This window comes from Staphylococcus warneri, assembly GCF_900636385.1.
Taxonomy (GTDB): domain Bacteria; phylum Bacillota; class Bacilli; order Staphylococcales; family Staphylococcaceae; genus Staphylococcus; species Staphylococcus warneri.
This window is the reverse complement of record NZ_LR134269.1, coordinates 116,876-141,765: the sequence shown is the minus strand read 5'-3', so window position 1 is coordinate 141,765 and position 24,890 is coordinate 116,876. Positions and strand designations below refer to the sequence as shown.

Below are 24,890 nucleotides of genomic sequence, written 5' to 3'. Positions count from 1 at the left end.
AGTGTATTATTACATTGAGACTAACCCATTCTTACAAAGCAACATTTAAAAGGAGTATGGTTCAATGTCAAAAAGACAAAGAAATTTAAAACACAGTTTAGAAGAAGAAAAATCACGGGTTAAATTATATAAATCAGGCAAACACTGGATTAAATCAGGTATCAAAGAAATTAAACTCATGCAAATCATGGGATTACCTATCTTTTCTAATCACACAAGTGAAGGTCCTGATGAAACACAAGACAAAGGTAATTTCGTAAAAAGAAATGCTATAAAAGCTACAACCATAGCTGGTGGTGCTTTTACAGTGAACATGTTACATAATCATCAAGCTATGGCGGCTTCTGAATTGCCTATAACTTCAGAACTTTCCACGCAAAGTGAAGCTGTTGCAAATCAAAATTCAACAGAACTTAAACATGCAAGCACCAACGAAAATCCTTCAAATAGCGAATCGGTTTCCTCAGAAAAAACACAAAGTTCAGAAAAAAATGACAATGCTGATAGTACTCAATCTACAGATAGTCAAAGTGATCAATCAAACACACAATCAAGTGAGAGTGTGAAAGATCAAACTGAACAACAAAGTGAATCCGATCAATCACATAACGACAGCCACTCAGAACAATCATCCAAGCAAGATCAATCAGAACATAATAGTACGACATCTAGTGAAAGTGATAGTAAAGATGCTAAAAGTACAACATCTTCTACTAACGACAAATCAACTGATGCACAATCATCACAGAAATCTACATCTAACTCACAAGACCAACAACAAAGTACGTCTAGTAAATCTAAAGTAGATACTAATGAAGGTCAGTCTCAATCATCAACACAAAGTAAAGATAGTCAAACACCAAACAATGCTACAACTAGTGAATCATCATCTAATCAAAATAACATTGTTAAAAGTGAATCGATTACAAATCAAACATCCTATGTGAATGAAAGAATGACACATACTGCTTCTGAAAGTGTAGTCACAACACCTGTTGCAAGTGAGTCTACTAAACCAGCTAATACAACTAAAGTACGTGCGTTTAGTCGATTAGCAGTCAATCGTTTAGCAGCAACATCACCTACACCTATTGCACCAACAACATCACAAGTTGTTGTTGATAAAAACAACTTTACTGATCATTTCACAACAGTAGGTTCTGCAACTTTTGATAAAAACACTGGTATCGCTACATTAACACCTGATGTAGGTAGTCAAAAAGGTGCCATTTCACTAGGTACTAAAATTGACTCAAATAAGAGTTTCCATTTCACTGGTAAAGTTAACTTAGGAACGCGTTATGAAGGTTTTAGTCCTGATGGGGTTACCGGTGGAGATGGTATTGGATTTGCCTTTTCACCTGGTTCTGTAGGACAAATCGGTAAAGAAGGTGCTGCTTTAGGTATCGGTGGCTTAAATAATGCATTCGGATTTAAACTAGATAGTTATCATAATACATCTCAACCGAACGCATCAGCCAGTGCCAATAAAGACCCTGCGAACGTATCAGGTGGTGGCGCATTTGGTGCATTTGTAACTACAAACTCAAGCGGTGTCGCATCAACATATACGGATAACACAAAAACAGCCAATGCAGCGAAATTAACCACACAACCTAATGGTACCTTCCAAGATTTTGTCATTGATTATAATGGTGATACAAAAGTAATGACAGTCACTTATGCTGGACAAACATGGACAAGAAATATTTCAGACTGGATTAAAGCAAGTAAGAACACAAACTTTTCACTATCTATGACTGCTTCAACAGGTAGCGCACGAAATTTACAACAAGTTCAAATTGATCAATTCACCTATACAGAAACTGCTACAGCACAAGTGCACTATGTTGACGCTGATACTGGGAAAGAAATCGTTCCACCTAAAACATTGGCTGGAGATGTTGATAATACAGTTAACATTGACGATCAACAAAGTACAATCACACCTAAAGGCTATCAGTTAGTCAATGTAGATAGTACATATGCACCGACATACAATGCTACAAATAAAACTGTTAAGTTAACTAATGCTGGTCAAGCTATCACCATCTTCTATAAAGATGTTAAAGCGCCAACAATTAATATGACGAACCAAACTAAAGAAATTAATAGTCCTATTTCACCAATCACAGTGAATAGTACAGATAATGGTACCGGAACAGTTACTAATACTGTCACGGGATTACCTGCTGGATTATCTTATGATTCAACATCAAATACAATCACAGGTACACCAACTCAATTAGGCAATAATACGGTGACGGTTACTTCAGTAGACCAAGCAGGTAATTCATCATCATCTACTTTCACTATTAATGTCGTAGATACTACTAATCCTGTGATTGATATCGGTAATCAGTCTAATCAAGTGTTCACACCTATTAACAATGTCACTATCAATACAAGTGATAATAGTGGTTCAACGACTGACACAGTAACTGGGTTACCACCAGGATTAACATATGATCCATCTACTAAAACAGTAAGCGGTACACCATCACAATTAGGTAGTTATACTGTGACAGTTACTTCAAAAGATGCAAGTAACAATACAACAACTAAAACATTTACATGGAATATAGAACGTAATGCAGCTAGTGATTCACTTTCCAACTCTCAAAGCACGTCTACTATAACTAGTACAAGTACCTCTAATAGTACATCAAATAGTAATAGTATTTCGGCTTCGAACAGTACAAGTACGTCATTGAGCGATTCGAAAAGCAACAGTTTAAGTGCATCGACTTCGACGAGCGCTTCGACTTCTAATAGTACAAGTGCGTCATTAAGTGGTTCTCAAAGTGCAAGCACATCTGCAAGTACTAGTAGTAAATTAAGTGATAGCGCAAGTGCTTCAACAAGTGCCAGTGATTCTACTTCTTCTAGTACGTCTGCGAGTGATAGTGCATCCACTTCTAGCAGTACAAGTGCGTCATTAAGTGGTTCTCAAAGCGCAAGCACATCTACAAGTACTAGTAGTAAATTAAGTGATAGCGCAAGTGCTTCAACAAGTGCCAGTGATTCTACTTCTTCTAGTACATCTGCAAGTGATAGTGCATCGACTTCTCGCAGTACAAGTGCGTCATTAAGTGGTTCTCAAAGCGCAAGCACGTCGACTTCGTTAAGTGATAGTACGTCGACAAGCGACAGTACGTCTTTAAGCGACTCTCAAAGTAAAAGTGCTTCAACTTCGTTAAGTGATAGCTCGTCTACGAGCGGTAGCACATCATTGAGTGACTCTGAAAGTACAAGCACGTCTACATCACTGAGCGGATCCGAAAGTACAAGTACATCCACTTCTTTAAGTGATAGTACTTCAACAAGCGACTCAACGAGTACGTCGCTTTCTAACAGTTCATCAACAAGCGGTAGCACATCATTGAGTGACTCTCAAAGTACAAGTACGTCGACTTCATTAAGTGACAGTACTTCTACTAGTGACTCAACAAGTACTTCACTTTCTGATAGCTCATCTACTAGTGGTAGTACGTCATTGAGTGATTCTGAAAGCACTAGTACATCCACTTCTTTAAGTGATAGCACTTCGACGAGTGACTCAACGAGCGGTTCAACGAGTACGTCGCTTTCTGACAGTTCATCGACAAGTGGTAGTACTTCATTAAGTGATTCTCAAAGTACTAGTACGTCGACTTCACTAAGTGGATCCGAAAGTACAAGCATGTCATCATCATTAAGTGATAGCTCGTCTACGAGTGACTCAACAAGTACTTCACTTTCCGATAGTTCATCGACAAGTGGAAGTACATCACTAAGTGACTCTGTAAGTACAAGTACGTCAACTTCTTTAAGTGACAGTACTTCAACGAGCGATTCAACGAGCACTTCACTTTCTGATAGCTCATCGACAAGTGGTAGTACTTCATTAAGTAATTCTCAAAGTACTAGTACGTCGACTTCACTAAGTGGATCCGAAAGTACAAGTACGTCATCATCATTAAGTGATAGCTCGTCTACGAGTGACTCAACAAGTACTTCACTTTCCGATAGTTCATCGACAAGTGGTAGTACGTCATTGAGTGATTCTGAAAGCACTAGTACATCCACTTCTTTAAGTGATAGCACTTCGACGAGTGACTCAACGAGCGGTTCAACGAGTACGTCGCTTTCTGACAGTTCATCTACGAGCGGTAGTACTTCATTAAGCGATTCTCAAAGTACTAGTACTTCAACTTCATTGAGTGACAGTACTTCAACTAGCGACTCAACGAGCACTTCACTTTCTGATAGCTCATCGACAAGTGGTAGTACTTCATTAAGTGATTCTCAAAGTACTAGTACGTCGACTTCACTAAGTGGATCCGAAAGTACAAGTACGTCATCATCATTAAGTGATAGCTCGTCTACGAGTGACTCAACAAGTACTTCACTTTCCGATAGTTCATCGACAAGTGGTAGTACGTCATTGAGTGATTCTGAAAGCACTAGTACATCCACTTCTTTAAGTGATAGCACTTCGACGAGTGACTCAACGAGCGGTTCAACGAGTACGTCGCTTTCTGACAGTTCATCTACGAGCGGTAGTACTTCATTAAGCGATTCTCAAAGTACTAGTACTTCAACTTCATTGAGTGACAGTACTTCAACTAGCGACTCAACGAGCACTTCACTTTCTGATAGCTCATCGACAAGTGGTAGTACTTCATTAAGTGATTCTCAAAGTACTAGTACGTCGACTTCACTAAGTGGATCCGAAAGTACAAGCACGTCATCATCATTAAGTGATAGCTCGTCTACGAGTGACTCAACAAGTACTTCACTTTCCGATAGTTCATCGACAAGTGGAAGTACATCACTAAGTGACTCTGTAAGTACAAGTACGTCAACTTCTTTAAGTGACAGTACTTCAACGAGCGATTCAACGAGTACGTCTCTTTCTGACAGTTCGTCAACTAGTGGTAGTACTTCATTGAGTGACTCTGAAAGCACAAGTACGTCTACTTCAGAAAGTAGTAGTGATTCAACGAGTACGTCACTTTCTGACAGTTCATCTATGAGTGGTAGCACGTCATTGAGCGATTCTGAAAGCACAAGTACGTCTACATCACTAAGTGACAGTACTTCTACTAGCGACTCAACTAGTACGTCGCTTTCTGATAGTTCATCTACCAATGGTAGTACTTCATTGAGTGACTCTGAAAGTACAAGCGCTTCTACTTCATTAAGTGATAGCACTTCAACAAGTACATCGCTAAGTGATTCAACTAGTACGTCACTTTCCGATAGCTCATCTACCAGTGGTAGTACTTCATTAAGTGGTTCCGAAAGCACAAGTACATCCACTTCATTAAGTAATAGTACTTCAACGAGTGATTCAACGAGTACTTCACTTTCCGATAGCTCATCGACAAGTGGTAGTACGTCATTGAGTGATTCCGAAAGCACAAGTACATCCACTTCATTAAGTGATAGTACTTCAACTAGCGATTCAACTAGTACGTCGCTTTCTGACAGTTCATCTACGAGTGGTAGTACGTCACTAAGTGATTCTGAAAGCACTAGTACTTCGACTTCACTAAGTGGATCCGAAAGTACAAGCACGTCATCATCATTAAGTGATAGCTCGTCTACGAGCGATTCAACGAGTACTTCGCTTTCTGACAGTTCGTCAACTAGTGGTAGTACTTCATTGAGTGACTCTGAAAGCACTAGTACTTCGACTTCACTAAGTGGATCCGAAAGTACAAGTACGTCTACTTCTTTAAGTGACAGTACTTCTACTAGTGATTCAACGAGTGCATCACTTTCCGATAGTTCGTCGACAAGTGGTAGTACGTCATTGAGCGATTCTCAAAGTACTAGTACTTCGACTTCGTTAAGTGACAGCACTTCAACAAGCGACTCAACGAGTACTTCACTTTCTGACAGTTCATCTACAAGTGGTAGTACATCATTGAGTGACTCTGAAAGTACTAGTACGTCGACTTCATTAAGCGACAGTACTTCTACGAGTGACTCAACTAGCACATCACTTTCTGACAGTTCATCAACGAGTGGTAGTACTTCATTGAGTGATTCCGAAAGCACAAGTACATCCACTTCATTAAGTGACAGTACTTCTACTAGTGACTCAACTAGCACGTCGCTTTCTGATAGTTCATCTATGAGTGGCAGTACTTCACTAAGTGGTTCTGAAAGTACAAGTGCATCATCGTCATTAAGTGATAGTACTTCGACGAGTGACTCAACGAGTACGTCGCTTTCTGATAGTTCATCTACAAGTGGTAGTACGTCATTGAGTGACTCCGAAAGTACAAGTACGTCTACTTCAGAAAGTAGTAGTACTTCTACAAGTGATTCAACTAGTACTTCACTTTCTGACAGTTCATCAACGAGTGGTAGTACTTCATTGAGTGATTCCGAAAGCACTAGTACATCCACTTCGTTAAGTGATAGTACTTCGACGAGTGACTCAACGAGTACGTCTCTTTCAGATAGTTCATCGACGAGCGGTAGTACATCAATGAGTAGTTCTGAAAGCACAAGTACTTCATCATCATTAAGTGACAGTAATTCAACTAGTGGATCAACTAGTACTTCACTTTCTGATAGTTCATCGACGAGCGGTAGTACATCAATGATTAGCTCCGAAAGCACTAGTACATCGACAAGTGGTAGTACTTCAACAAGTAACTCAACTAGTACTTCACTTTCTGACAGTTCATCTACAAGTGGTAGTACTTCATTGAGTGATTCTCAAAGTACAAGTGCTTCAACTTCGTTAAGCGACAGCACTTCGACAAGTAACTCAACTAGTACGTCACTTTCCGATAGCTCATCTATGAGTGGTAGTACTTCACTAAGTGGTTCTGTTAGTACTAGTACGTCGACTTCGTTAAGTGACAGTACTTCAACAAGCGACTCAACAAGTACATCACTTTCTGACAGTTCATCTATGAGTGGCAGTACGTCATTAAGCGACTCTGTAAGTACTAGTACTTCTACTTCAGAAAGCAGTAGTATTTCTACAAGTGACTCAACGAGCACGTCTACTTCAGAAAGTAGTAGTACTTCAACAAGTAACTCAACTAGTACTTCACTTTCTGACAGTTCATCTACAAGCGGTAGTACATCACTAAGTGACTCTGTAAGTACAAGCACTTCGTCTTCATTAAGTGACAGTACTTCACTAAGTGGTTCTGTTAGCACTAGTACGTCGACTTCAGAAAGTAGCAGTATTTCTACAAGTGACTCAACGAGCACGTCGACATCTGATAGTGCAAGCATGTCTACTTCTGATAGTCAATCACATAGCCATACAAATAGTATTTCTATTAGTGATTCAACAAGTAGCAGTGACTCAAATAGTAATAGCATGTCAGATAGCGCTAGTGTAAGTACATCGGATACGCCAAGTCATAGTCACTCATTCAGCCAATCAGTAAGTAGCAGTGGTTCAACAAGTAGCAGTGATTCAAACAGTCATAGCGCATCAATGTCTACGTCCGAAAAACCAAGTGAAAGTATATCTCATAGTCAGAGCACAAGCGCTTCTACAAGCGACAGCACATCTCAGTCTATGTCACATAGCATGAGTGCATCATCTAGTGAATCAACTAATGTTTCACCAATGCATCCAACTTCTGAGGCACAACATCATGACAACAACAAACCTCATTCAGAAGCATTACCTGACACTGGTGAAGATGACAATCAATCTAAAGGTTTACTATCAGGATTATTATCATTAATTTTCGGTCTAGCTATATTTAGAAAATCTAGAAAAGACAAAAAAGATCGCAAAGAAGATAACAATAATTAATTAGAATAAAATAGAGGCAGAAGCATTGTTATTTCTAAAGTACTCAATTGATTACTCAAAAAATAATGGGTGCTTTTGCCTCTTTATAATCATTTAAAGAAAAGGATTAGTGTGGGAAATTGATGAATATTAAAAACATTAAAAATATCGAATATAAAATTTTATATAAACGTATTCTTTTCACTCTAATGATCATTTTCATATACATATTGGGTAGTAATATTAAAATTGCTGATATGAAATCATCAGCACAACATACGAATCAATTTCTTGATTTAGCTATTTCAAATATCGGCGGAGATATTACAACACTCAACCTATTCTCATTGGGTCTAAGTCCTTGGCTTACAACGATGATTATTATGACATTACTGACCTATCGAAATATGGAGAAAGGTCAAAAACAAACACGTCTAGAACGTAGCTACAAAGAACGTTTTTTCACTATTTTATTAGCATTAATTCAAGGCTATTTTATCTTAAGTGAGTACATTAATAAGGGTATGATTCATCACGCTAATTTCCCTTTAATGTTACTTATCTTAGTAGCCGGCACAATGTTACTCGTGTGGTTAGCTGATCAAAATACTGTTTATGGTATCGCAGGTCCAACGCCTATCGTATTAGTTAGTATTATCAAATCTATGTTTCAAAATAAGCATCTTCAATTGTTGGATACCCAAACAATGATGATCGGTGGAATTATGATATTAGTCGTGTTGATTCTTTTATTATTCATAGAAATGATTGAATATCGCATGATTTACAGAGATATTATGAATATCAGTACATCTAAAAAAGACACTTATGTATCTTGGAAATTAAACCCTGCTGGTAGTATTTCAATCATGTTTAACTTTTCACTGTTCTTCTTATTAGGTGTCTTAATACATTTAGTTGGAAGATGGATCACTGGAGATGCTCAATATCGACCACCATTTTTAGAATTAGATAATCCGATTGGGGTATTGATATTCATCATCATGTTGATCATCTTAAACTATTATTTATCCCGAGTTATGTTGAATACGAAACGTATTGCTAAAGACTTTCAAAAGAGTGGAAATTATTTCGACGGCATTTATCCTGGTGATGATACAAGACATTATTTAGACCGTAGAGCTAAAAAAATTAGTGCAATCGGTGCCTTAATAATTGGTTTTATCATTAGTCTGCCGTTTATTAGTTCTATATTTATATCTGGTATTTATGATCAAATTTCAATTTTTACGCAGTTTATTATTTTAATTTACATTACGATAAATATTACAGAAACAATTAGAACATATTTATACTTTGATAAATATAAATCATTTTTAAACAAATATTGGTAAGGAGTAAGGTATGAAATATTTCGTTCCAGCTTGGTACAACAATGATCAATGGTGGCGTAATTTGAATCAACCATTTTATATAAAAAACGCAATGATAGAGTTTGATGATTCCATTAGTCTCATGTCGATGCATGAAAAAAATGACGAAGATTTTAAACTACTTCATTTAAGTTTTAATCCCAACTTACGTTTATTTCTGCATAAGTATGACTTATATGAAGCGAATATTTGGTCGTTATTTGACGAAATTCAGGGATTCGAAGACATTCCACCTAGATCCTTTCAATTTGAAGACTTAGAGTGGCCTGATAACACTGAATTTTTCTATTCACCTTATTTAATACAGGCTATGAAAGCACATTACGTATCCAAAATTTATTTTAATCAAGACGGTTATTTAATTGTAGTGGCCGATTTTGAACATGATATTCATCAGCGTCGTTATATCTTTGATGAACGTGGTTATTTGAGTGCTATCCGCTATTACAACGAACTCGGTCACGAACAATATCAAGATTATTTAACCGCTTCGGGTGATGTTGTTTTACGTGAAAACCTAGAGACCAATGTTGTTCAAGTTATGGCAGATCATGCGCACCAATTTCATTCCAAGACCTATCCATCAATGGTTGATTTAATTAGAGAACGTTTAAACACATTTTGTAATCAACATATGCAAGCGAATGATAAACTGATTGTTTCATCACATATTGCTCATAACGGCATTTTTAATACGATTAGAAATGACGTGCAAGTATATTACTCCATTTTTAGTAAACGTAATCGTACGATTGACCAACCATTGATTAAGAGTATGGCGCATAGCAACAAATGGCTTGTTGATACACATGAAAATGAACATATCTTACATCAACTCATTGAAACACTAGATACTAAACCTGAAATATTGAGATTTACACCATTCGATACACAAATCTTAGAAAATCTAAGTAGCCAGTTAGATGAAACTTACATAGGTGTTTGGATTGATGGTCTTAATGATGATTATTTACAAATATTCATCAATGATTTAATCACTTATATTAAACGTCATCCATCGTATCGCCTAGTCATTTTAACGAAAAATAGCGCTACACAATTACAACAATGGCTATCTCAATTAATACAAAATGTCAATGAAACGTTCAACGAAGAAGATGAGGAAGATTTAGCCAAATCAGAATTAATCCAAGCAAAATCATCGGAAGACTTTGAGGAATTAGTACAAATTCAATCGGTGCCATTTGAATATGACATATTAAAGGCATTATCCCGACTAAGAATTGTCATTGACCTTAATGATGAGCCAGATTTATTCTTACAAATCGCAAGTATCAGTGTCAGAATTCCACAAATAAATATGCATCAAAGTAGTTATGTTACTCATTTAGAAAATGGCTATTTAATTAATAGTTATGCGGATATTACGACTGCGTTAGATTATTTCTTAAGTACCTTGAAACATTGGAATGGTGCGTTTACATTTAATACCAATATGATTGAAGATTTAAGTTCAGGTCACATTATTGAACAACTTGACCACTTTTTAGAAGGTGATAACCATGCCACGTAAATTTAAAGTATTACAAATTGGTGGAACAGATTTAGAATATCTATTCACGCATAAACCAGAAGTCGCTTGGGACTATTTTGATACACAATTATTTGAATTTGATAGTGGGTATATCGATAGTATTAAAGAGATTGTCGAGGAATCTGGACAGTTTGATTTAGTATTTATACAAGCGAACCTGACAGATGCATTAACACAACTCTTGCATATTGTGAGTCATCCATATAATACACTTGTCGATGCACAATATTGGCCAAGTGGCTATGATGAACTTGATTTAGTACAGAGGTATCTCATTCGTCCTATTCATTATGATACGACGGATGATCTTCATGATAAATTGATATCTATTTCATTTCCTGGGCAATACGGAGATAAGGTGAGTCCAGCTCGAACGCATATCCAATCGCCATCACATATCGAAGTGATTCATTATGGTAATAGAGAAATTCAATTGAAAGGTCATTTCGGTGATGAATTGATTCCGGTGCTCAATTGGCAGCAAAACCTCGTATACGATAAAGATAAAGTGATTGAAGTTTGGCCGGAATTCCGAACTGAAGGTGATGTCACCTTAGAATATACGTTTCGATTAGTATCTTTAAATCCAGAAGAAGGCGTCCTTGAAAAGATTGTTCTAAGTGAGGAAGAACTTGCCGAGCCACTTTATTTACAACGCAGACCCTATACGACATACATTTCAACATCAGTCAGTGTTAAAGGTAATGGTACCGTTCATATCGGCGCCGTACATAAACGTTTGTCACATATTGAATTCGGTCATTTATTACTCGGTAGTCATCGTTTTGTAGATGAAAATCGTGAAGAATTCTTTTATTACTTTAATCCTGGAGATTTCAAACCACCACTTAATGTTTACTTCAGTGGTTATCGTGAAGCTGAAGGGTTTGAAGCTTATTTTCTAATGAATCAATTAGGTGCGCCTTTCTTACTGATTAGTGATCCAAGAATTCAAGGTGGCGCATTTTACTTAGGTTCTGATACGTATGAAAATGGTATTAAACAGGTCATTACCGATACACTAAAACAACTCGGGTTCAAAGAAGATGACTTGATACTATCAGGTTTATCTATGGGATCATTTGGTGCTTTATACTACGGTGCCCAATTAAATCCTAAAGGCATTAACGTTGGTAAACCTTTAGTCAATGTCGGTACTATAGCTAAAAATATGAAATTATTACGACCTAATGATTTCGAAACATCATTAGATATCGCCCTATCACCCGAACATACAATGGCCGAGTCATCACAAACTAACAACGATTTGAAGCATATTAAAGACTTAGACGACAAATTCTGGAATGTCTTTTCAAATAGTCATATTAGCGATACATCCATTGCTATTACTTATATGAAAAATGACGATTACGATCAGTCTGCATTCGAAGATTTGCTACCAGTATTAAGTCGACATCATGTCCATCTGATGAACAAAGCCGTACCAGGTCGACATAATGATGATACATCAACCGTTGTGAATTGGTTTATGAACTTTTATCATATTTTATTAAAAGATCATTTTGGGAGAGACAATCATGCAAAGTAATCAAACATTAGACGTAAGATGGCGCAAAGTGACACGTCATACTTACAAACATGGCGCAACAATACAATTTCACGATGACTACACATATTATGAAAATCAACTCATGCCATCAGGCTTGCAAATTAACTTATGGGAACCAGCCACTACATTTGATAAAGATGGCCATCCGCCTGAACTCCCTATGTTAAAGAGAGGTTATCGTTATGATATTCATCTAGATATTACTGCCACGCCAGCACAAAGTGTTTATGTCATTGTGACCTTTTATTTAAAAAATGGTAAAGCATTCGACCACTGTATGATTAAAGAAACTGATAGCTATTTTATTTATCCAAATGAGGCTTATAGTTATGATATTTGCTTGATGAACGCTGCATGTCATCATCTTATATTTAAGAAAATCACCTTAACTGAACGATATTTTGTAAAGGATAAAGATAAAGAAATCGCCGAATCTATCGAATCATCAACCAATGACATTTTAACGAGCTCTGATGATATAACAGAGACTCATTCATCAGAGGACGGTCGACCACGTACACCACAGGAGAATGTTAACTTAGTCAATCAAATCATGAAAACAACACGTCCAAAACGTGATCATAATTAAAATCCATTAATCAATCAGAAAGGAGGATAACTATGAATCTCAATGTGAATACCGCAATTAATCATATGAGGTTAAAAAAACTTTATAAAATATTAAATAAAATCAATCGTTATAGTGAAGACATGCGTCAATATTCAGATGAACAATTACAAGACAAAACCATAGACTTCAAACAGCAGCTGCAAGATGGTAACGCAACGTTGAATGATATTTTACCTGAAGCCTATGCTGTTGTCCGAGAAGCGTCACGTCGTGTATTAGGTATGTATCACAAAGATGTACAGGTACTAGGTGCAATAGTGATGCATCAAGGAAATATTTCAGAGATGCAGACAGGTGAAGGTAAAACATTAACTGCCACATTACCCTTATACTTAAATGCGCTATCAGGTAAGTCTGTCTTTTTAATCACTACAAATGATTATTTAGCGAAACGTGACTATGAAGAAATGAAACCTTTATATGAATGGTTAGGTCTTACAACATCACTGGGATTTGTAGAGAATCCTCAAGGACCTATATCCAATCAAGAAAAGCAGACGTTATATCATCACGATATTATTTACACAACCAATGGTAATTTAGGTTTTGACTATCTTATCGATAACTTAGCCGATACGAAAGAAAGCAAGTTCTTACCTGAACTACACTATGCCCTCATTGATGAAGTGGATTCTATTATCTTAGATGCAGCACAAACACCACTCGTCATTTCTGGTGCACCAAGAGTACAATCTAATTTGTTTGAAATTGTAAAAGCCTTTGTAGCAACACTTAAAGAAGATCAAGATTTCAAAATGAAAAAGACAAAGCGTGAAATTTGGTTAACTGAACAAGGTATCGAAAAGGCCAATACATATTTTGATGTGTCTAATATCTATGATGCCCCCTACTTTGATTTAGTAAGGAATATTAATCTTGCATTACGTGCCACTTATTTATTTGATCTTAATCTAGATTACATTATTATGGACGGCGAAATCATGTTAATCGACCGTATCACTGGACGTATGTTACCAGGCACTAAAATGCAAGCCGGACTTAACCAAGCCTTAGAAGCTAAAGAGCATTTAGATATTTCAGATGATATGAGTGTCATGGCTACCATTACCTTCCAAAATCTCTTTATGCAATTTGAACGCTTTTCTGGAATGACGGCGACAGGTAAACTTGCGGAGAAAGAATTTTTCGACCTTTATTCAAAAATCGTTATTCAAATTCCAACATCTAATCCTGTGATAAGACGAGATTTACCGGATAAAGTATTTGTGAACGATGATGATAAAAATGTCGCTATTTTAGATACAGTGATTGACTATCATCAAAAGCATCGTCCTGTATTATTAATTACACGTACAGCTGAAGCAGCGGAATACTTTTCAAGTGAATTATTTAATAGACATATCCCGAACAATTTGCTGATTGCACAAAATGTCGCTCGTGAAGCCCAAATGATTGCAGAGGCAGGTCAATTGAATGCCGTTACTGTAGCTACAAGTATGGCTGGTAGAGGTACAGATATTAAACTATCTAAAGAAGTTCACGAACTCGGTGGTCTAACAGTACTGATTAACGAGCACATGGAAAATAGTCGTATCGATAGACAATTAAGAGGACGTGCCGGTCGTCAAGGTGACCCAGGTCAGTCTCAAATTTTTATTTCATTAGATGATTACTTAGTCCAACGTTGGAGCGATTCCAAGTTAAAAGACAATCCATCATTGATGAAACAAGATACAGCATACCTATCTGATAGCCCTACCTTTAATAATAAAATCAAACGTATTGTTAAAAAGGCACAACGTGTTTCTGAAGAAGAAGGCATGAAAGCACGTGAAACGGCAAATGAATTCGAGAAGAGTATTAGTACACAACGTCAATTAATCTATAGTGAACGTAACCGTATACTTAATAGTGAAAACTTAGATGACTTAGACTTTGAAAGTATTGCTCGTGATGTCTTTAATCATGACTTTAAGACTGACGGTAGTATGACAAGAGATCATATTGTTCGTTATATCTATAAAAACTTGAGCTTTAGTTTTGTGGATGCTAATTTTGAATTTAATCATCAAAATCACGATGAAAATATTGAGTTTTTAATAACACAATTTAAAGACCAACTGGCCACTAATAAACAGAAAATTAGTGACAACGAGTTATACCAACAATTTTTAAGAAAAGCAGTACTCAAAGCCATCGACACATCATGGATTGAGCAAGTAGACTATTTACAACAACTCAAAGCGAACGTCAATCAGCGTCAAAAAGGTCAACGGAATTCTATATTTGAATACCATAAAGTGGCATTAGACTCATTTAATGATATGGAACATGATATTAAACATCGTATGATTCGAAACTTATGTTTAAGTATCATTGATGAACAACAAAATGGTGATTTAACCATTCATTTCCCTTAAAAGGAGGGCTATTTATGACAATTTATAACATCAACTTTGGCATTGGTTGGGCAAGTAGCGGCGTAGAATATGCACAAAGTTATCGCGCACAAATGCTACGACATTTAAAAGAAGATGCAAAGTTCATATTTTTAGATTTTATTGCGTCAGAAAATATACAAACCTTAACAGCTAACTTGGGGTTTCAAGACAATGAAGTCATTTGGTTATATCAATACTTTACAGATATCCCAATAGCACCAACTACATATACCATTGATCAACTTAAACTTGATGTCGGAAATACAGTGACACGGACTGAAGTCGATCAACAAGGCAAGGTACAACGTCTCTATTTAGACCATCAACCTCAAACATTTGTAACCTGTTATATGAAAAATGCCGACCAACCCTATGTTGACCGTGCTGAATTTGTCGTTAATGGTATGTTAATTCGAAAAGATTTCTATAGCTACGTTCGTGTCTTCTCTGAATATTACGCACCTTATGATAACTATGCCAAATTGTATATGCGTCAGTTCTACAATGAAAATGGCTCTATCGCCTATCAAGAAATCATAGATGGTGATGCGCATTCCTATGTATTTAACGATGCACGTTTGGATAGTAAAGAAGCCTTTGTTGCTTACTTTATTCAACAATTACATTTAACGCATAACGACATTGTCATATTAGATCGTGCCACTGATATCGGCCAAGCAGTTCTGCAAAATAAAGGCCAAAGTCATGTCGGTGTTGTGGTACATGCAGAACATTATAGTGACAATATCACAGATGGTACGCACATTTTATGGAACAATTATTATGAATATCAGTTTAATCATGCACCATATATTGATTTCTATATTGTGGCTACCGATTTACAAAATCAAATTCTGTCACAACAATTTGCGCAATATACAAAATTTCAACCACGTATTAGAACAATACCTGTGGGTAGTCTCGACCAATTAACAATGCCAAGTGTAGAAAGACAACCATGTTCTATCCTAACCGCTTCACGTTTAGCGTCTGAGAAACACGTAGATTGGATCGCACTAGCAGTCATTAAAGCCAAACAAGCCGTACCACAGCTATCATTTGATATCTATGGACACGGCCCAGAAAAAGATAAAATTCAACAAATCATCAGTGAGCATCATACCGAAGACTACATTCACTTACGAGGTCACGTCAATCTTGATGAAATTTACACACAATATGAATTATTTGTATCAGCATCACAAAGTGAAGGCTTTGGCTTAACACTTATGGAAGCAGTAGGTTCTGGCTTAGGTATGATTGGTTTCAATGTGAACTATGGGAATCCCACTTTCATCTCAGATGGTCAAAACGGTTACTTATTAGATAAACCGACTAAGGAAGAATCTATCGAGGAGATTACAGATCGCATGGCTGATAAAATAGTTCAATACTTTAACAATGGCCCTACATCTCCTCAGCAAGTTTCATATGATATTGCTACACCATTTAAGACAACAGAAATGATTAACAAATGGCAGAATTTAGTCGACGAGGTGCTCTATGATTAATTTATTTGAATATTATAATCAACCGACTCAGTTATTACATCAAACACTTGAACAAGCAGATTATCATAACTTCACCATTTGTATTGAAGATGATGGTTTCTTACCAGATGAAGTGACGTCCCCTTATCAATTCTTTGCGGCTAATCTATTACATGATGACGATCAACCTAAATTCTTTAATGCTGTTGACGTCCCACCATTTTGGGAAATTAGTGGCGATGGGCAATCAGCTCAAATTAAAGATATGGGACATATTAAAGGCGAAATACGTTATCGCCCGCATTATAAAACGCGCATAGTTAGTCATGTGCGTTGGTTCGACGATAAAGGTCGTTTACGTTCTGAAGATCATTATTCAAAACATGGCTTTAAATTTGCTGAAACGATTTATGATTTAGCTGGAAAAGCTATATTAAAGAAATATGTAACCCGAGAAGGTAAAGAAGTGATATATGAAAACTATGTCACAGGGGATTATGTATTAGACTGGCAAGGACAATCCTATTTCTTCCCTTCTAAAGTGGTGTTTATAACCTTCTATCTTCAACAAATTCAAGTGGATTTATCTGAGATCATTATTAATTCTTTATCAACACCGTTCTTAGTCTTACATCATATGAATACAGAAGGTAAAGGCTTATTATTCTGGCAGGAAAGTAGCAACGGTCATGTCCCAGGAAATATGTTGTCAATATTAGATGGTACATTACAACGTCAATTCTCTGTGATGATACCTGATTACAGAGAATATCATACTGTGATGGCACAACTTAATTCTGATCAAGCATCGCATGTTTATCAAGCCGGTTATCTGTATGACTTTGATAAATCAAATCAATATTCAAACCATGCACTCATCCTGACAAACTCAGATGAAATACCGCAGCTTGAACATATTATAGTGGCCCACTCTAATATACAATTCCATATCGCTGCATTAACTGAAATGTCGTCCAAACTCATGGCGAACGATCAACATCAACACGTACATTTATATCCAGCAGCAACTAAAGATATATTTGCGGAACTATACCAACGCTGTGATATTTACCTCGACATTAATCAAGGCAACGAAATTGAAAATGCAGTAGCACGTGCATTTCATCATCAACACGTTATCTTAGCGTGGGATGAGGTTGCACATCAGCGTCCATTTACTGCACCAGAAAACACATTTACATTAGAACAGTTGAACCAGTTTAACCAAGTGTTACACGATATCACTACTAACCATCAACAGTTCGACTTACATCGTACTTACCAAGCTAGACACGCTAACCAACTTACAACTGATACATTCGTGAGTGTAATGCAACAAGCACTGTATGAATAAGTATATAAATAAAAAAAAGCAATTTCTATCCCTTTCGAATAGAAATTGCTTTTTCTCATGTTTATGATGAAATGTAAAAATTAATAGCTATCGAATTAATTAATATATTTCACATCATCAATTATCTAAATATTCCCTTTTAAATCAACTGGTTATGGTTAATCTGACTTAGCTCGGAAATAATTTTTCTACTATCTGAATTTAACTTTTTCACATAGACGGTATTATGTTTGGCTTCGAATTTCTGTACGATAGTATCAATCGCATTCACTGCTGAATCATCCCATAAATGTGCATGGTTGAAGTCTAATTCAATGACTGAATGGTCCACATTAAAGTCAATTTGGTTCATCATGGAATCAATAGATACAAAGAAAATTTGGCCTTCAAAGTATACATGTAACGTCTCATCAAACATCTCTGATGTCACATTCACGTTAGAAATCTTAGTCGCGAAGAAGAGTGCACTAAATACTACACCTACGATAACACCAATGGCTAGATTATGTGTCATCAATACAATAATAACTGTTAGAATCATCACAAAGGCATCAGTTTTTGGAGCATTTTTAATATATTTAAAGGAATGCCAGTCTACTGTTCCAATAGATACCATGACCATAATTCCCGCTAAAATAGGCATTGGAATTTGCACTACTAAATCCCCTAATACAATAATCATAAATATGAGTACTACACCTGCAGTTAATGTCGATAATCGACTTGTCGCACCGGATTTCACATTAATGACAGATTGTCCGATCATCGCACAACCACCCATACCACCGAAGAATCCTGTAATGATATTTGCGATACCTTGTCCACGAGATTCCTTATTTTTACTACTATAAGTATTTGTAAATTCATCAACAATTTTAGCTGTGAGTAAACTTTCTACTAACCCTACAATCGCCATTGAAACAGAAAATGGTAAGATGACTTGTAACGTTTCCAGTGTGTACGGTACTTGTGGAATAATGAAATGAGGCAATGCTTGCTTAATCGTACCTAAATCATCAACAGTATGCACATTGGCACCTGTAAACATATATAATGCTGTTAATAAAATGATCGCAATTAATGGTGCAGGAATTGCTTTAAAGAATCTAGGTACAATATATACGATTAACAAAGTAATAATGACATAAATGTAAGTCGCAATGGATATATTAAAAATATGCTCAATTTGAGATAGAAAGATCATAATACCTAATGCATTAACAAAGCCAATCATTACGGATTGTGGAATGAATTTCATCAGTCTTCCTACTTTTAAAATACCTAAGACAAGTTGAATCAAACCCATTAAAATCGTTGCTGCAAATAAATATTCCACGCCATGTTCTTTCACGAGTGGTGTCACAACAAGTGCAACAGCACCTGTAGCACCTGAAATCATTGCCGGTCGTCCACCAACAATCGCTGTCACTGTCGCTATGATAAACGCCGCATATAAACCAATCATCGGGTCTACCCCCGCTATGATTGAAAAGGCAATCGCTTCTGGAATTAAAGCAAGTGCCACTACAATACCTGCTAGTATATTTTTCATCGGTTGATTAAACCACTGTACTTTCCAACTATCTACCATAACATCCACTCCTTTTCATACTATTTAAATTCAATATTGATAAAGCGCTCATTACGTCCCTATCGTATTTAAAATATGCATATACTTGCACTTTGCATACATATGCCATCACCACTTTTTCCGCAATAAAATAGAGCGAGTAAGAAACCATTGTGTCATTCAACTTGGTTTCATCACTCGCCCATGAAGGTGGCTATCTTATCATCTCATTAGTATTGTTGTTTATTGACTATCCTACGTGCCACTCACTATATGACATATATCAATTGAATCGCGTTTTATTTGTCGAATTGAAACCTTACGCATTATAACATCAAGCACGCTTCAATGGCAAAATTCATTTTGATACTTGCCATCGACTTTTAATATACATCACGCCACATGAATCATGACTTTAGTTCTTCTTGATACGTCTGTCCAAATAATTGATAATGTACAAATTCAGTAACATCGGCTGAACTAACTAATATCAATATCGTATCATTACCGCCAACTGTTCCTAATACCTCATTTAAATTGAGTTGATCGATATAAAAGTTCACACTTTGCGCAAATCCTGGCGATGTTTTGACAATAAGGTATTGATCTTTAATTGTGACCTTTTCAATCTCATCATTGTAAAAGGCTATAAGTTTCGTTTTCGCTTCGTTTTGAGCATTATCATTAAACTTTCGGTAACATCGATCATTATTGGCGGTAGGCATTTTATATATTTTAAGTTCATTTAAATCTCTACTAATCGTTGCCACACTATATTTGATACCAAAATGTTTATCAAGATAGTCAACAATTTCGGCTTTTGAACGTATGTCATTATCTTTCACAATTGTCGATATTAAATCCAATCGTTTACTTTTTCTCATATTTATTTACTCCTTTATCTGCATATTTCACAAAATACAGACAAACTTCATCACAAATACCATATCAAATTTCTTTCATACAATATGTGAAGTATTTCTCATTTATAACAATTTTTATAAAAAGTTTTATATTGATGTATAAAAATCTTCTTAAAATATAGATAGATTTAACATTTATAGTTAATTAATCATGCATGACTATCCATACATTCAATCGAATAAAAAATCATATTATATTAATTATTTATTATCGTATTAACTTAATATACATGTAGTTATAGGTTTTATGCGTTTATATTGCATAATCTATCATCAAATTGCATTGAATAAATATTTTATATGAGATATTCGACATTATCATTGTGAAAAGATTCTCAATCTCTATGTTGAAAGCGCTTTATACTCTAGATGTATTAAATCAAAGGAGGAAATAACAATGGAAAAAGGACCTATCCACGTAAACAGTGAAATCGGCAAATTAAAAACGGTATTACTTAAACGACCAGGTAAAGAATTAGAAAATTTAGTTCCTGATCATCTAAGTGGATTGCTATTTGACGATATTCCTTATTTGAAAGTTGCTCAAGAAGAGCATGACCATTTCGCGCAAGTACTTAGAGATGAAGGTGTCGAGGTTGTCTATTTAGAACACCTAGCTGCAGAAGCCATTGCAGATGCCTCAGTTCGCGAACAATTTATCGACGATATTTTAAAAGAATCACAAAAGACTGTCCTCGGTCATGAAAAAGAAATTAAAGAACTATTCGCAACATTAAATGACCAAGAACTGGTAGAAAAAATTATGGCTGGTGTACGTAAAGAAGAAATTCAATTAGAAACGAATCACCTCGTAGAATATATGGATGACCGCTATCCATTCTATCTCGATCCAATGCCAAACCTTTACTTCACTAGAGATCCTCAAGCATCTGTAGGTAGAGGAATGACTATCAACCGTATGTATTGGCGTGCCCGTCGTCGTGAATCTATCTTCATGACATATATTTTGAAATATCACCCAAGATTCAAAAACGACGATGTCCCAGTTTGGTTAGATAGAAATTCACCATTCAATATTGAGGGTGGCGATGAATTAATTCTATCTAAAGATGTACTTGCAGTTGGTATTTCTGAACGTACCTCTGCACAAGCTATCGAACGCTTAGCAAGACAAATTTTATTCGATGATCAATCTACATTTACTAAAGTACTTGCCATCGAAATTCCAAACAGCCGTACATTTATGCATTTAGATACAGTATTTACCATGATTGACTACGACAAATTTACAATGCATGCTGCGATTTTCAAAGAAGAAGATAACATGAACATCTTCACCATTGAAAAAGATGAACAAGGTCAAGACATTAAAATTACGCACTCAAACAAATTAAAAGAAACATTAGAAGATGCGCTTAACATCGACAATATTGAATTTATCCCAACAGGTAATGGTGACGTTATCGATGGTGCCCGTGAACAATGGAATGACGGTTCTAACACATTGACTATCCGTCCAGGGGTTGTCGTAACTTACGACCGAAACTATGTATCTAACCAATTATTACGTGATAAAGGCATTAAAGTTATTGAAATTACAGGTAGTGAATTAGTACGTGGTCGTGGGGGCCCAAGATGTATGAGCCAACCATTATATAGAGAAGATATTTAATTCAGTATACACATGCACTTTAATAATACATTTTAAAGAAATGAGGAATGAATCATGTCAGAAATTCAACAACCACTTAACTTAAAAGGGAGACATTTATTAAAAGAAGATGACTTTACGAAAAAAGAATTTAGCGATTTAATCGATTTCGCTATTACTTTAAAAGATTATAAACAAAAAGGGATCCCACATCGTTATTTAGATCATAAAAATATCGCCCTATTATTTGAAAAGAATTCTACACGTACACGTGCAGCCTTTACTGTAGCCTCTATCGATTTAGGTGCACATCCTGAATTCTTAGGAAAAAATGATATCCAATTAGGTAAAAAAGAATCTGTTGAAGACACAGCTAAAGTACTAGGAAGAATGTTTGATGGTATCGAATTCCGCGGTTTCTCACAAGAGATGGTTGAAGACTTAGCTAAATATTCAGGTGTACCTGTGTGGAATGGTTTAACGGACGCATGGCATCCAACACAAATGTTAGCTGACTACATGACAGTTAAAGAAAACTTTGGTCATTTAGATGGCATCAAACTTACTTATGTGGGTGACGGACGTAACAATGTGGCTAACTCACTACTTGTGGCTGGACCAATGCTTGGTGTAGACGTAACAATTTGTTCTCCTAAAGCACTCTTCCCATCTCAAGACTATATTGATATTGCAGAAAGACGTGCCAAACAAGACGGTGGTTCAATCACAATTACAGATAATATTGACGAAGGTGTTAAAGATGCCGATGTTATCTACACTGACGTGTGGGTATCTATGGGTGAAGAAAGTGAGTTTGAATCACGTATTAAATTATTAAAAGACTATCAAGTTAATAGAGCTATGTTCGATAAAACTGGTAAAGATAGCACGATTTTCTTACATTGTTTACCAGCCTTCCATGATACAAATACCACATACGGTCAACAAATCAAAGATGACTATGGTTTATCTGAAATGGAAGTCACTGACGAGATATTTAGAAGCAAACATTCTAAAGTATTCGATCAAGCAGAAAACCGTATGCATACGATTAAAGCTGTGATGGCGGCTACGCTAGGATAGTTTGCAATTAAAAAGAAGACGCAGGTTTGGTTACGATACCCTCATATCACTGAACTCCTATATATGAATCACAACTGAACCTGCTTATTTATTCAAAGGAGACATGACATATGAGTGAATCAGATGGAAATAAATTAAGTAAAACCTCCTTGATTGGTCTCGTCATTGGTTCAATGATTGGTGGCGGTGCATTTAACATTATTTCAGATATGGGTAATCAAGCTGGTGGTTTAGCCATCATTATTGGTTGGATTATCACAGCAATTGGTATGATTTCCCTAGCCTTTGTCTTTCAGAACTTAACGAATGAAAGACAAGACTTAGACGGTGGTATCTATAGTTATGAACAAGCCGGGTTCGGTGATTTTATTGGATTTTCAAGTGCTTGGGGTTATTGGTTTGCAGCCTTTCTAGGCAATGTGGCCTATGCCACATTATTAATGTCAGCGGTCGGTAACTTCTTCCCGATCTTCAAAGGTGGAAATACCTTACCAAGTATTATCGTTGCTTCTATCCTTTTATGGGGCGTGCATTACCTCATCTTAAAAGGTGTAGAAACAGCTGCGTTTATTAATAGTATCGTTACTGTTGCCAAACTCATCCCTATCTTACTTGTCATCGTATGTATGATTGGTGCGTTTAACTTTGAGACCTTTAAAGCTGGTTTATACGGCATGACAAGTGGCGATACTGGCATATTCAGTTGGGGTGACACATTAGGCCAAGTGAAAAGTACAATGCTTGTAACGGTCTGGGTATTTACAGGTATTGAAGGTGCAGTTGTCTTTTCAAGCCGTGCTAAAAGTAAAAAAGACGTAGGTACTGCAACTGTGATCGGTCTTATCTCTGTATTAGTCATCTATTTCTTAATGACTGTTCTCGCACAAGGTGTCATTCAACAGAATCATATTTCAGAACTATCTAACCCATCTATGGCTGCAGTCTTAGAACATATTGTAGGACATTGGGGTTCAGTACTAGTCAACATTGGTTTAATCATTTCAGTATTAGGTGCTTGGTTAGGATGGACACTACTCGCAGGTGAATTACCATTCGTCGTTGCGAAAGATGGCCTATTCCCTAAATGGTTTGCAAAAGAAAATAAAAATAAAGCACCTGTCAATTCATTATTAATTACGAATATATTAGTACAAATCTTTTTAATCAGCATGTTATTCACAGAGAGTGCTTATCAATTCGCCTTTTCACTCGCATCCAGTGCGATCCTTATCCCATATATGTTCAGTGCTTTCTATCAAGTTAAATACACTTACTTAACGAAGGAACGTGCTACAACGAAACAATGGGTTATTGGTATTATCTCTTCTGTTTACGCGATTTGGCTCGTTTATGCAGCGGGTATAGATTACTTACTATTAACCATGTTGCTCTATATCCCAGGCTTATTCGTTTACCAAACCGTCCAAAAAAATAACCGGAAACCTTTAAGCAAGGTTGACTATATCTTCTTTGTATTAATCACAATTCTAGCAATCATCGGCATTTTTAGATTAATCACTGGTGCCGTAAATGTATTCTAATTA

Annotated in this window: 13 protein-coding genes; 11 read left to right on the top strand and 2 right to left on the bottom strand. The window is 36.2% G+C overall.

Annotated elements, in window-relative coordinates; genetic code table 11:
* Positions 1-64 precede the first annotated feature (64 nt).
* The 8 genes from EL082_RS00610 to gtfB all read left to right on the top strand — a co-directional run bounded on the left by EL082_RS00610 (position 65) and on the right by gtfB (position 18,158).
* Positions 65-7,783, top strand: coding sequence for a KxYKxGKxW signal peptide domain-containing protein (locus tag EL082_RS00610; protein ID WP_126474880.1), 7,719 nt, complete (start codon positions 65-67; stop codon positions 7,781-7,783).
* Positions 7,784-7,905: 122 nt separating this feature from the next.
* Positions 7,906-9,117: an accessory Sec system protein translocase subunit SecY2 gene (secY2, locus tag EL082_RS00605; protein ID WP_103286073.1), complete on the top strand. Its 1,212-nt coding sequence runs from the start codon at positions 7,906-7,908 to the stop codon at positions 9,115-9,117.
* A 10-nt stretch (positions 9,118-9,127) separates the two neighbouring features.
* A complete protein-coding gene (asp1, locus tag EL082_RS00600; RefSeq protein ID WP_103286072.1) occupies positions 9,128-10,690 on the top strand; it encodes an accessory Sec system protein Asp1 in 1,563 nt (520 codons plus the stop codon).
* A complete protein-coding gene (gene asp2 / locus EL082_RS00595; RefSeq protein ID WP_103286071.1) occupies positions 10,680-12,260 on the top strand; it encodes an accessory Sec system protein Asp2 in 1,581 nt (526 codons plus the stop codon). The genes asp1 and asp2 overlap by 11 nt, the downstream gene beginning before the upstream one ends.
* Positions 12,250-12,870, top strand: coding sequence for an accessory Sec system protein Asp3 (gene asp3, locus EL082_RS00590; RefSeq protein ID WP_103286070.1), 621 nt, complete (start codon positions 12,250-12,252; stop codon positions 12,868-12,870). Before asp2 ends, asp3 begins: the two co-directional genes overlap by 11 nt.
* A 32-nt stretch (positions 12,871-12,902) precedes the next feature.
* Positions 12,903-15,293 (top strand): accessory Sec system translocase SecA2, encoded by a 2,391-nt coding sequence (secA2, locus tag EL082_RS00585; RefSeq protein WP_103286069.1) that lies wholly within the window; start codon positions 12,903-12,905, stop codon positions 15,291-15,293.
* Positions 15,294-15,307: 14 nt separating this feature from the next.
* Positions 15,308-16,825 (top strand): accessory Sec system glycosyltransferase GtfA, encoded by a 1,518-nt coding sequence (gtfA, locus tag EL082_RS00580; RefSeq protein WP_103286068.1) that lies wholly within the window; start codon positions 15,308-15,310, stop codon positions 16,823-16,825.
* A complete protein-coding gene (gtfB, locus tag EL082_RS00575; protein ID WP_103286067.1) occupies positions 16,818-18,158 on the top strand; it encodes an accessory Sec system glycosylation chaperone GtfB in 1,341 nt (446 codons plus the stop codon). The genes gtfA and gtfB overlap by 8 nt, the downstream gene beginning before the upstream one ends.
* 139 nt (positions 18,159-18,297) lie before the next feature.
* Here the strand turns inward: gtfB and EL082_RS00570 are convergent, their stop codons facing one another.
* Both EL082_RS00570 and EL082_RS00565 read right to left on the bottom strand, forming a co-directional pair.
* On the bottom strand, positions 18,298-19,749 hold the full coding sequence (locus EL082_RS00570; RefSeq protein ID WP_103286066.1) for a SulP family inorganic anion transporter: 1,452 nt from the start codon (positions 19,747-19,749) through the stop codon (positions 18,298-18,300).
* 386 nt (positions 19,750-20,135) lie between these two features.
* The gene (locus EL082_RS00565; protein ID WP_103286065.1) at positions 20,136-20,612 is read right to left on the bottom strand and encodes an arginine repressor; all 477 of its coding nucleotides are present in this window, start codon (positions 20,610-20,612) and stop codon (positions 20,136-20,138) included.
* Positions 20,613-21,048: 436 nt separating this feature from the next.
* Between EL082_RS00565 and arcA the strand changes: the two genes are divergently transcribed.
* The 3 genes from arcA (at position 21,049) to arcD (ending at position 24,887) form a co-directional block, all read left to right on the top strand.
* The gene (gene arcA, locus EL082_RS00560; protein ID WP_015364606.1) at positions 21,049-22,284 is read left to right on the top strand and encodes an arginine deiminase; all 1,236 of its coding nucleotides are present in this window, start codon (positions 21,049-21,051) and stop codon (positions 22,282-22,284) included.
* A gap of 54 nt (positions 22,285-22,338) precedes the next feature.
* The gene (argF, locus tag EL082_RS00555; RefSeq protein ID WP_002466993.1) at positions 22,339-23,346 is read left to right on the top strand and encodes an ornithine carbamoyltransferase; all 1,008 of its coding nucleotides are present in this window, start codon (positions 22,339-22,341) and stop codon (positions 23,344-23,346) included.
* A 110-nt stretch (positions 23,347-23,456) separates the two neighbouring features.
* Entirely contained in the window at positions 23,457-24,887 is a 1,431-nt protein-coding gene (arcD, locus tag EL082_RS00550) for an arginine-ornithine antiporter (protein ID WP_103286064.1), read from the top strand.
* Positions 24,888-24,890 lie beyond the last annotated feature (3 nt).

Bases quoted from the DNA above. Each gene is read 5' to 3' on its own strand.
- EL082_RS00570 (WP_103286066.1), bottom strand. From the start codon at position 19,749: ATGGTAGATAGTTGGAAAGTACAGTGGTTTAATCAACCGATGAAAAAT.
- asp2 (WP_103286071.1), top strand. From the start codon at position 10,680: ATGCCACGTAAATTTAAAGTATTACAAATTGGTGGAACAGATTTAGAA.
- secA2 (WP_103286069.1), top strand. From the start codon at position 12,903: ATGAATCTCAATGTGAATACCGCAATTAATCATATGAGGTTAAAAAAA.
- asp1 (WP_103286072.1), top strand. From the start codon at position 9,128: ATGAAATATTTCGTTCCAGCTTGGTACAACAATGATCAATGGTGGCGT.
- secY2 (WP_103286073.1), top strand. From the start codon at position 7,906: ATGAATATTAAAAACATTAAAAATATCGAATATAAAATTTTATATAAA.
- arcA (WP_015364606.1), top strand. From the start codon at position 21,049: ATGGAAAAAGGACCTATCCACGTAAACAGTGAAATCGGCAAATTAAAA.
- argF (WP_002466993.1), top strand. From the start codon at position 22,339: ATGTCAGAAATTCAACAACCACTTAACTTAAAAGGGAGACATTTATTA.
- gtfA (WP_103286068.1), top strand. From the start codon at position 15,308: ATGACAATTTATAACATCAACTTTGGCATTGGTTGGGCAAGTAGCGGC.
- EL082_RS00610 (WP_126474880.1), top strand. From the start codon at position 65: ATGTCAAAAAGACAAAGAAATTTAAAACACAGTTTAGAAGAAGAAAAA.
- arcD (WP_103286064.1), top strand. From the start codon at position 23,457: ATGAGTGAATCAGATGGAAATAAATTAAGTAAAACCTCCTTGATTGGT.
- asp3 (WP_103286070.1), top strand. From the start codon at position 12,250: ATGCAAAGTAATCAAACATTAGACGTAAGATGGCGCAAAGTGACACGT.
- gtfB (WP_103286067.1), top strand. From the start codon at position 16,818: ATGATTAATTTATTTGAATATTATAATCAACCGACTCAGTTATTACAT.
- EL082_RS00565 (WP_103286065.1), bottom strand. From the start codon at position 20,612: ATGAGAAAAAGTAAACGATTGGATTTAATATCGACAATTGTGAAAGAT.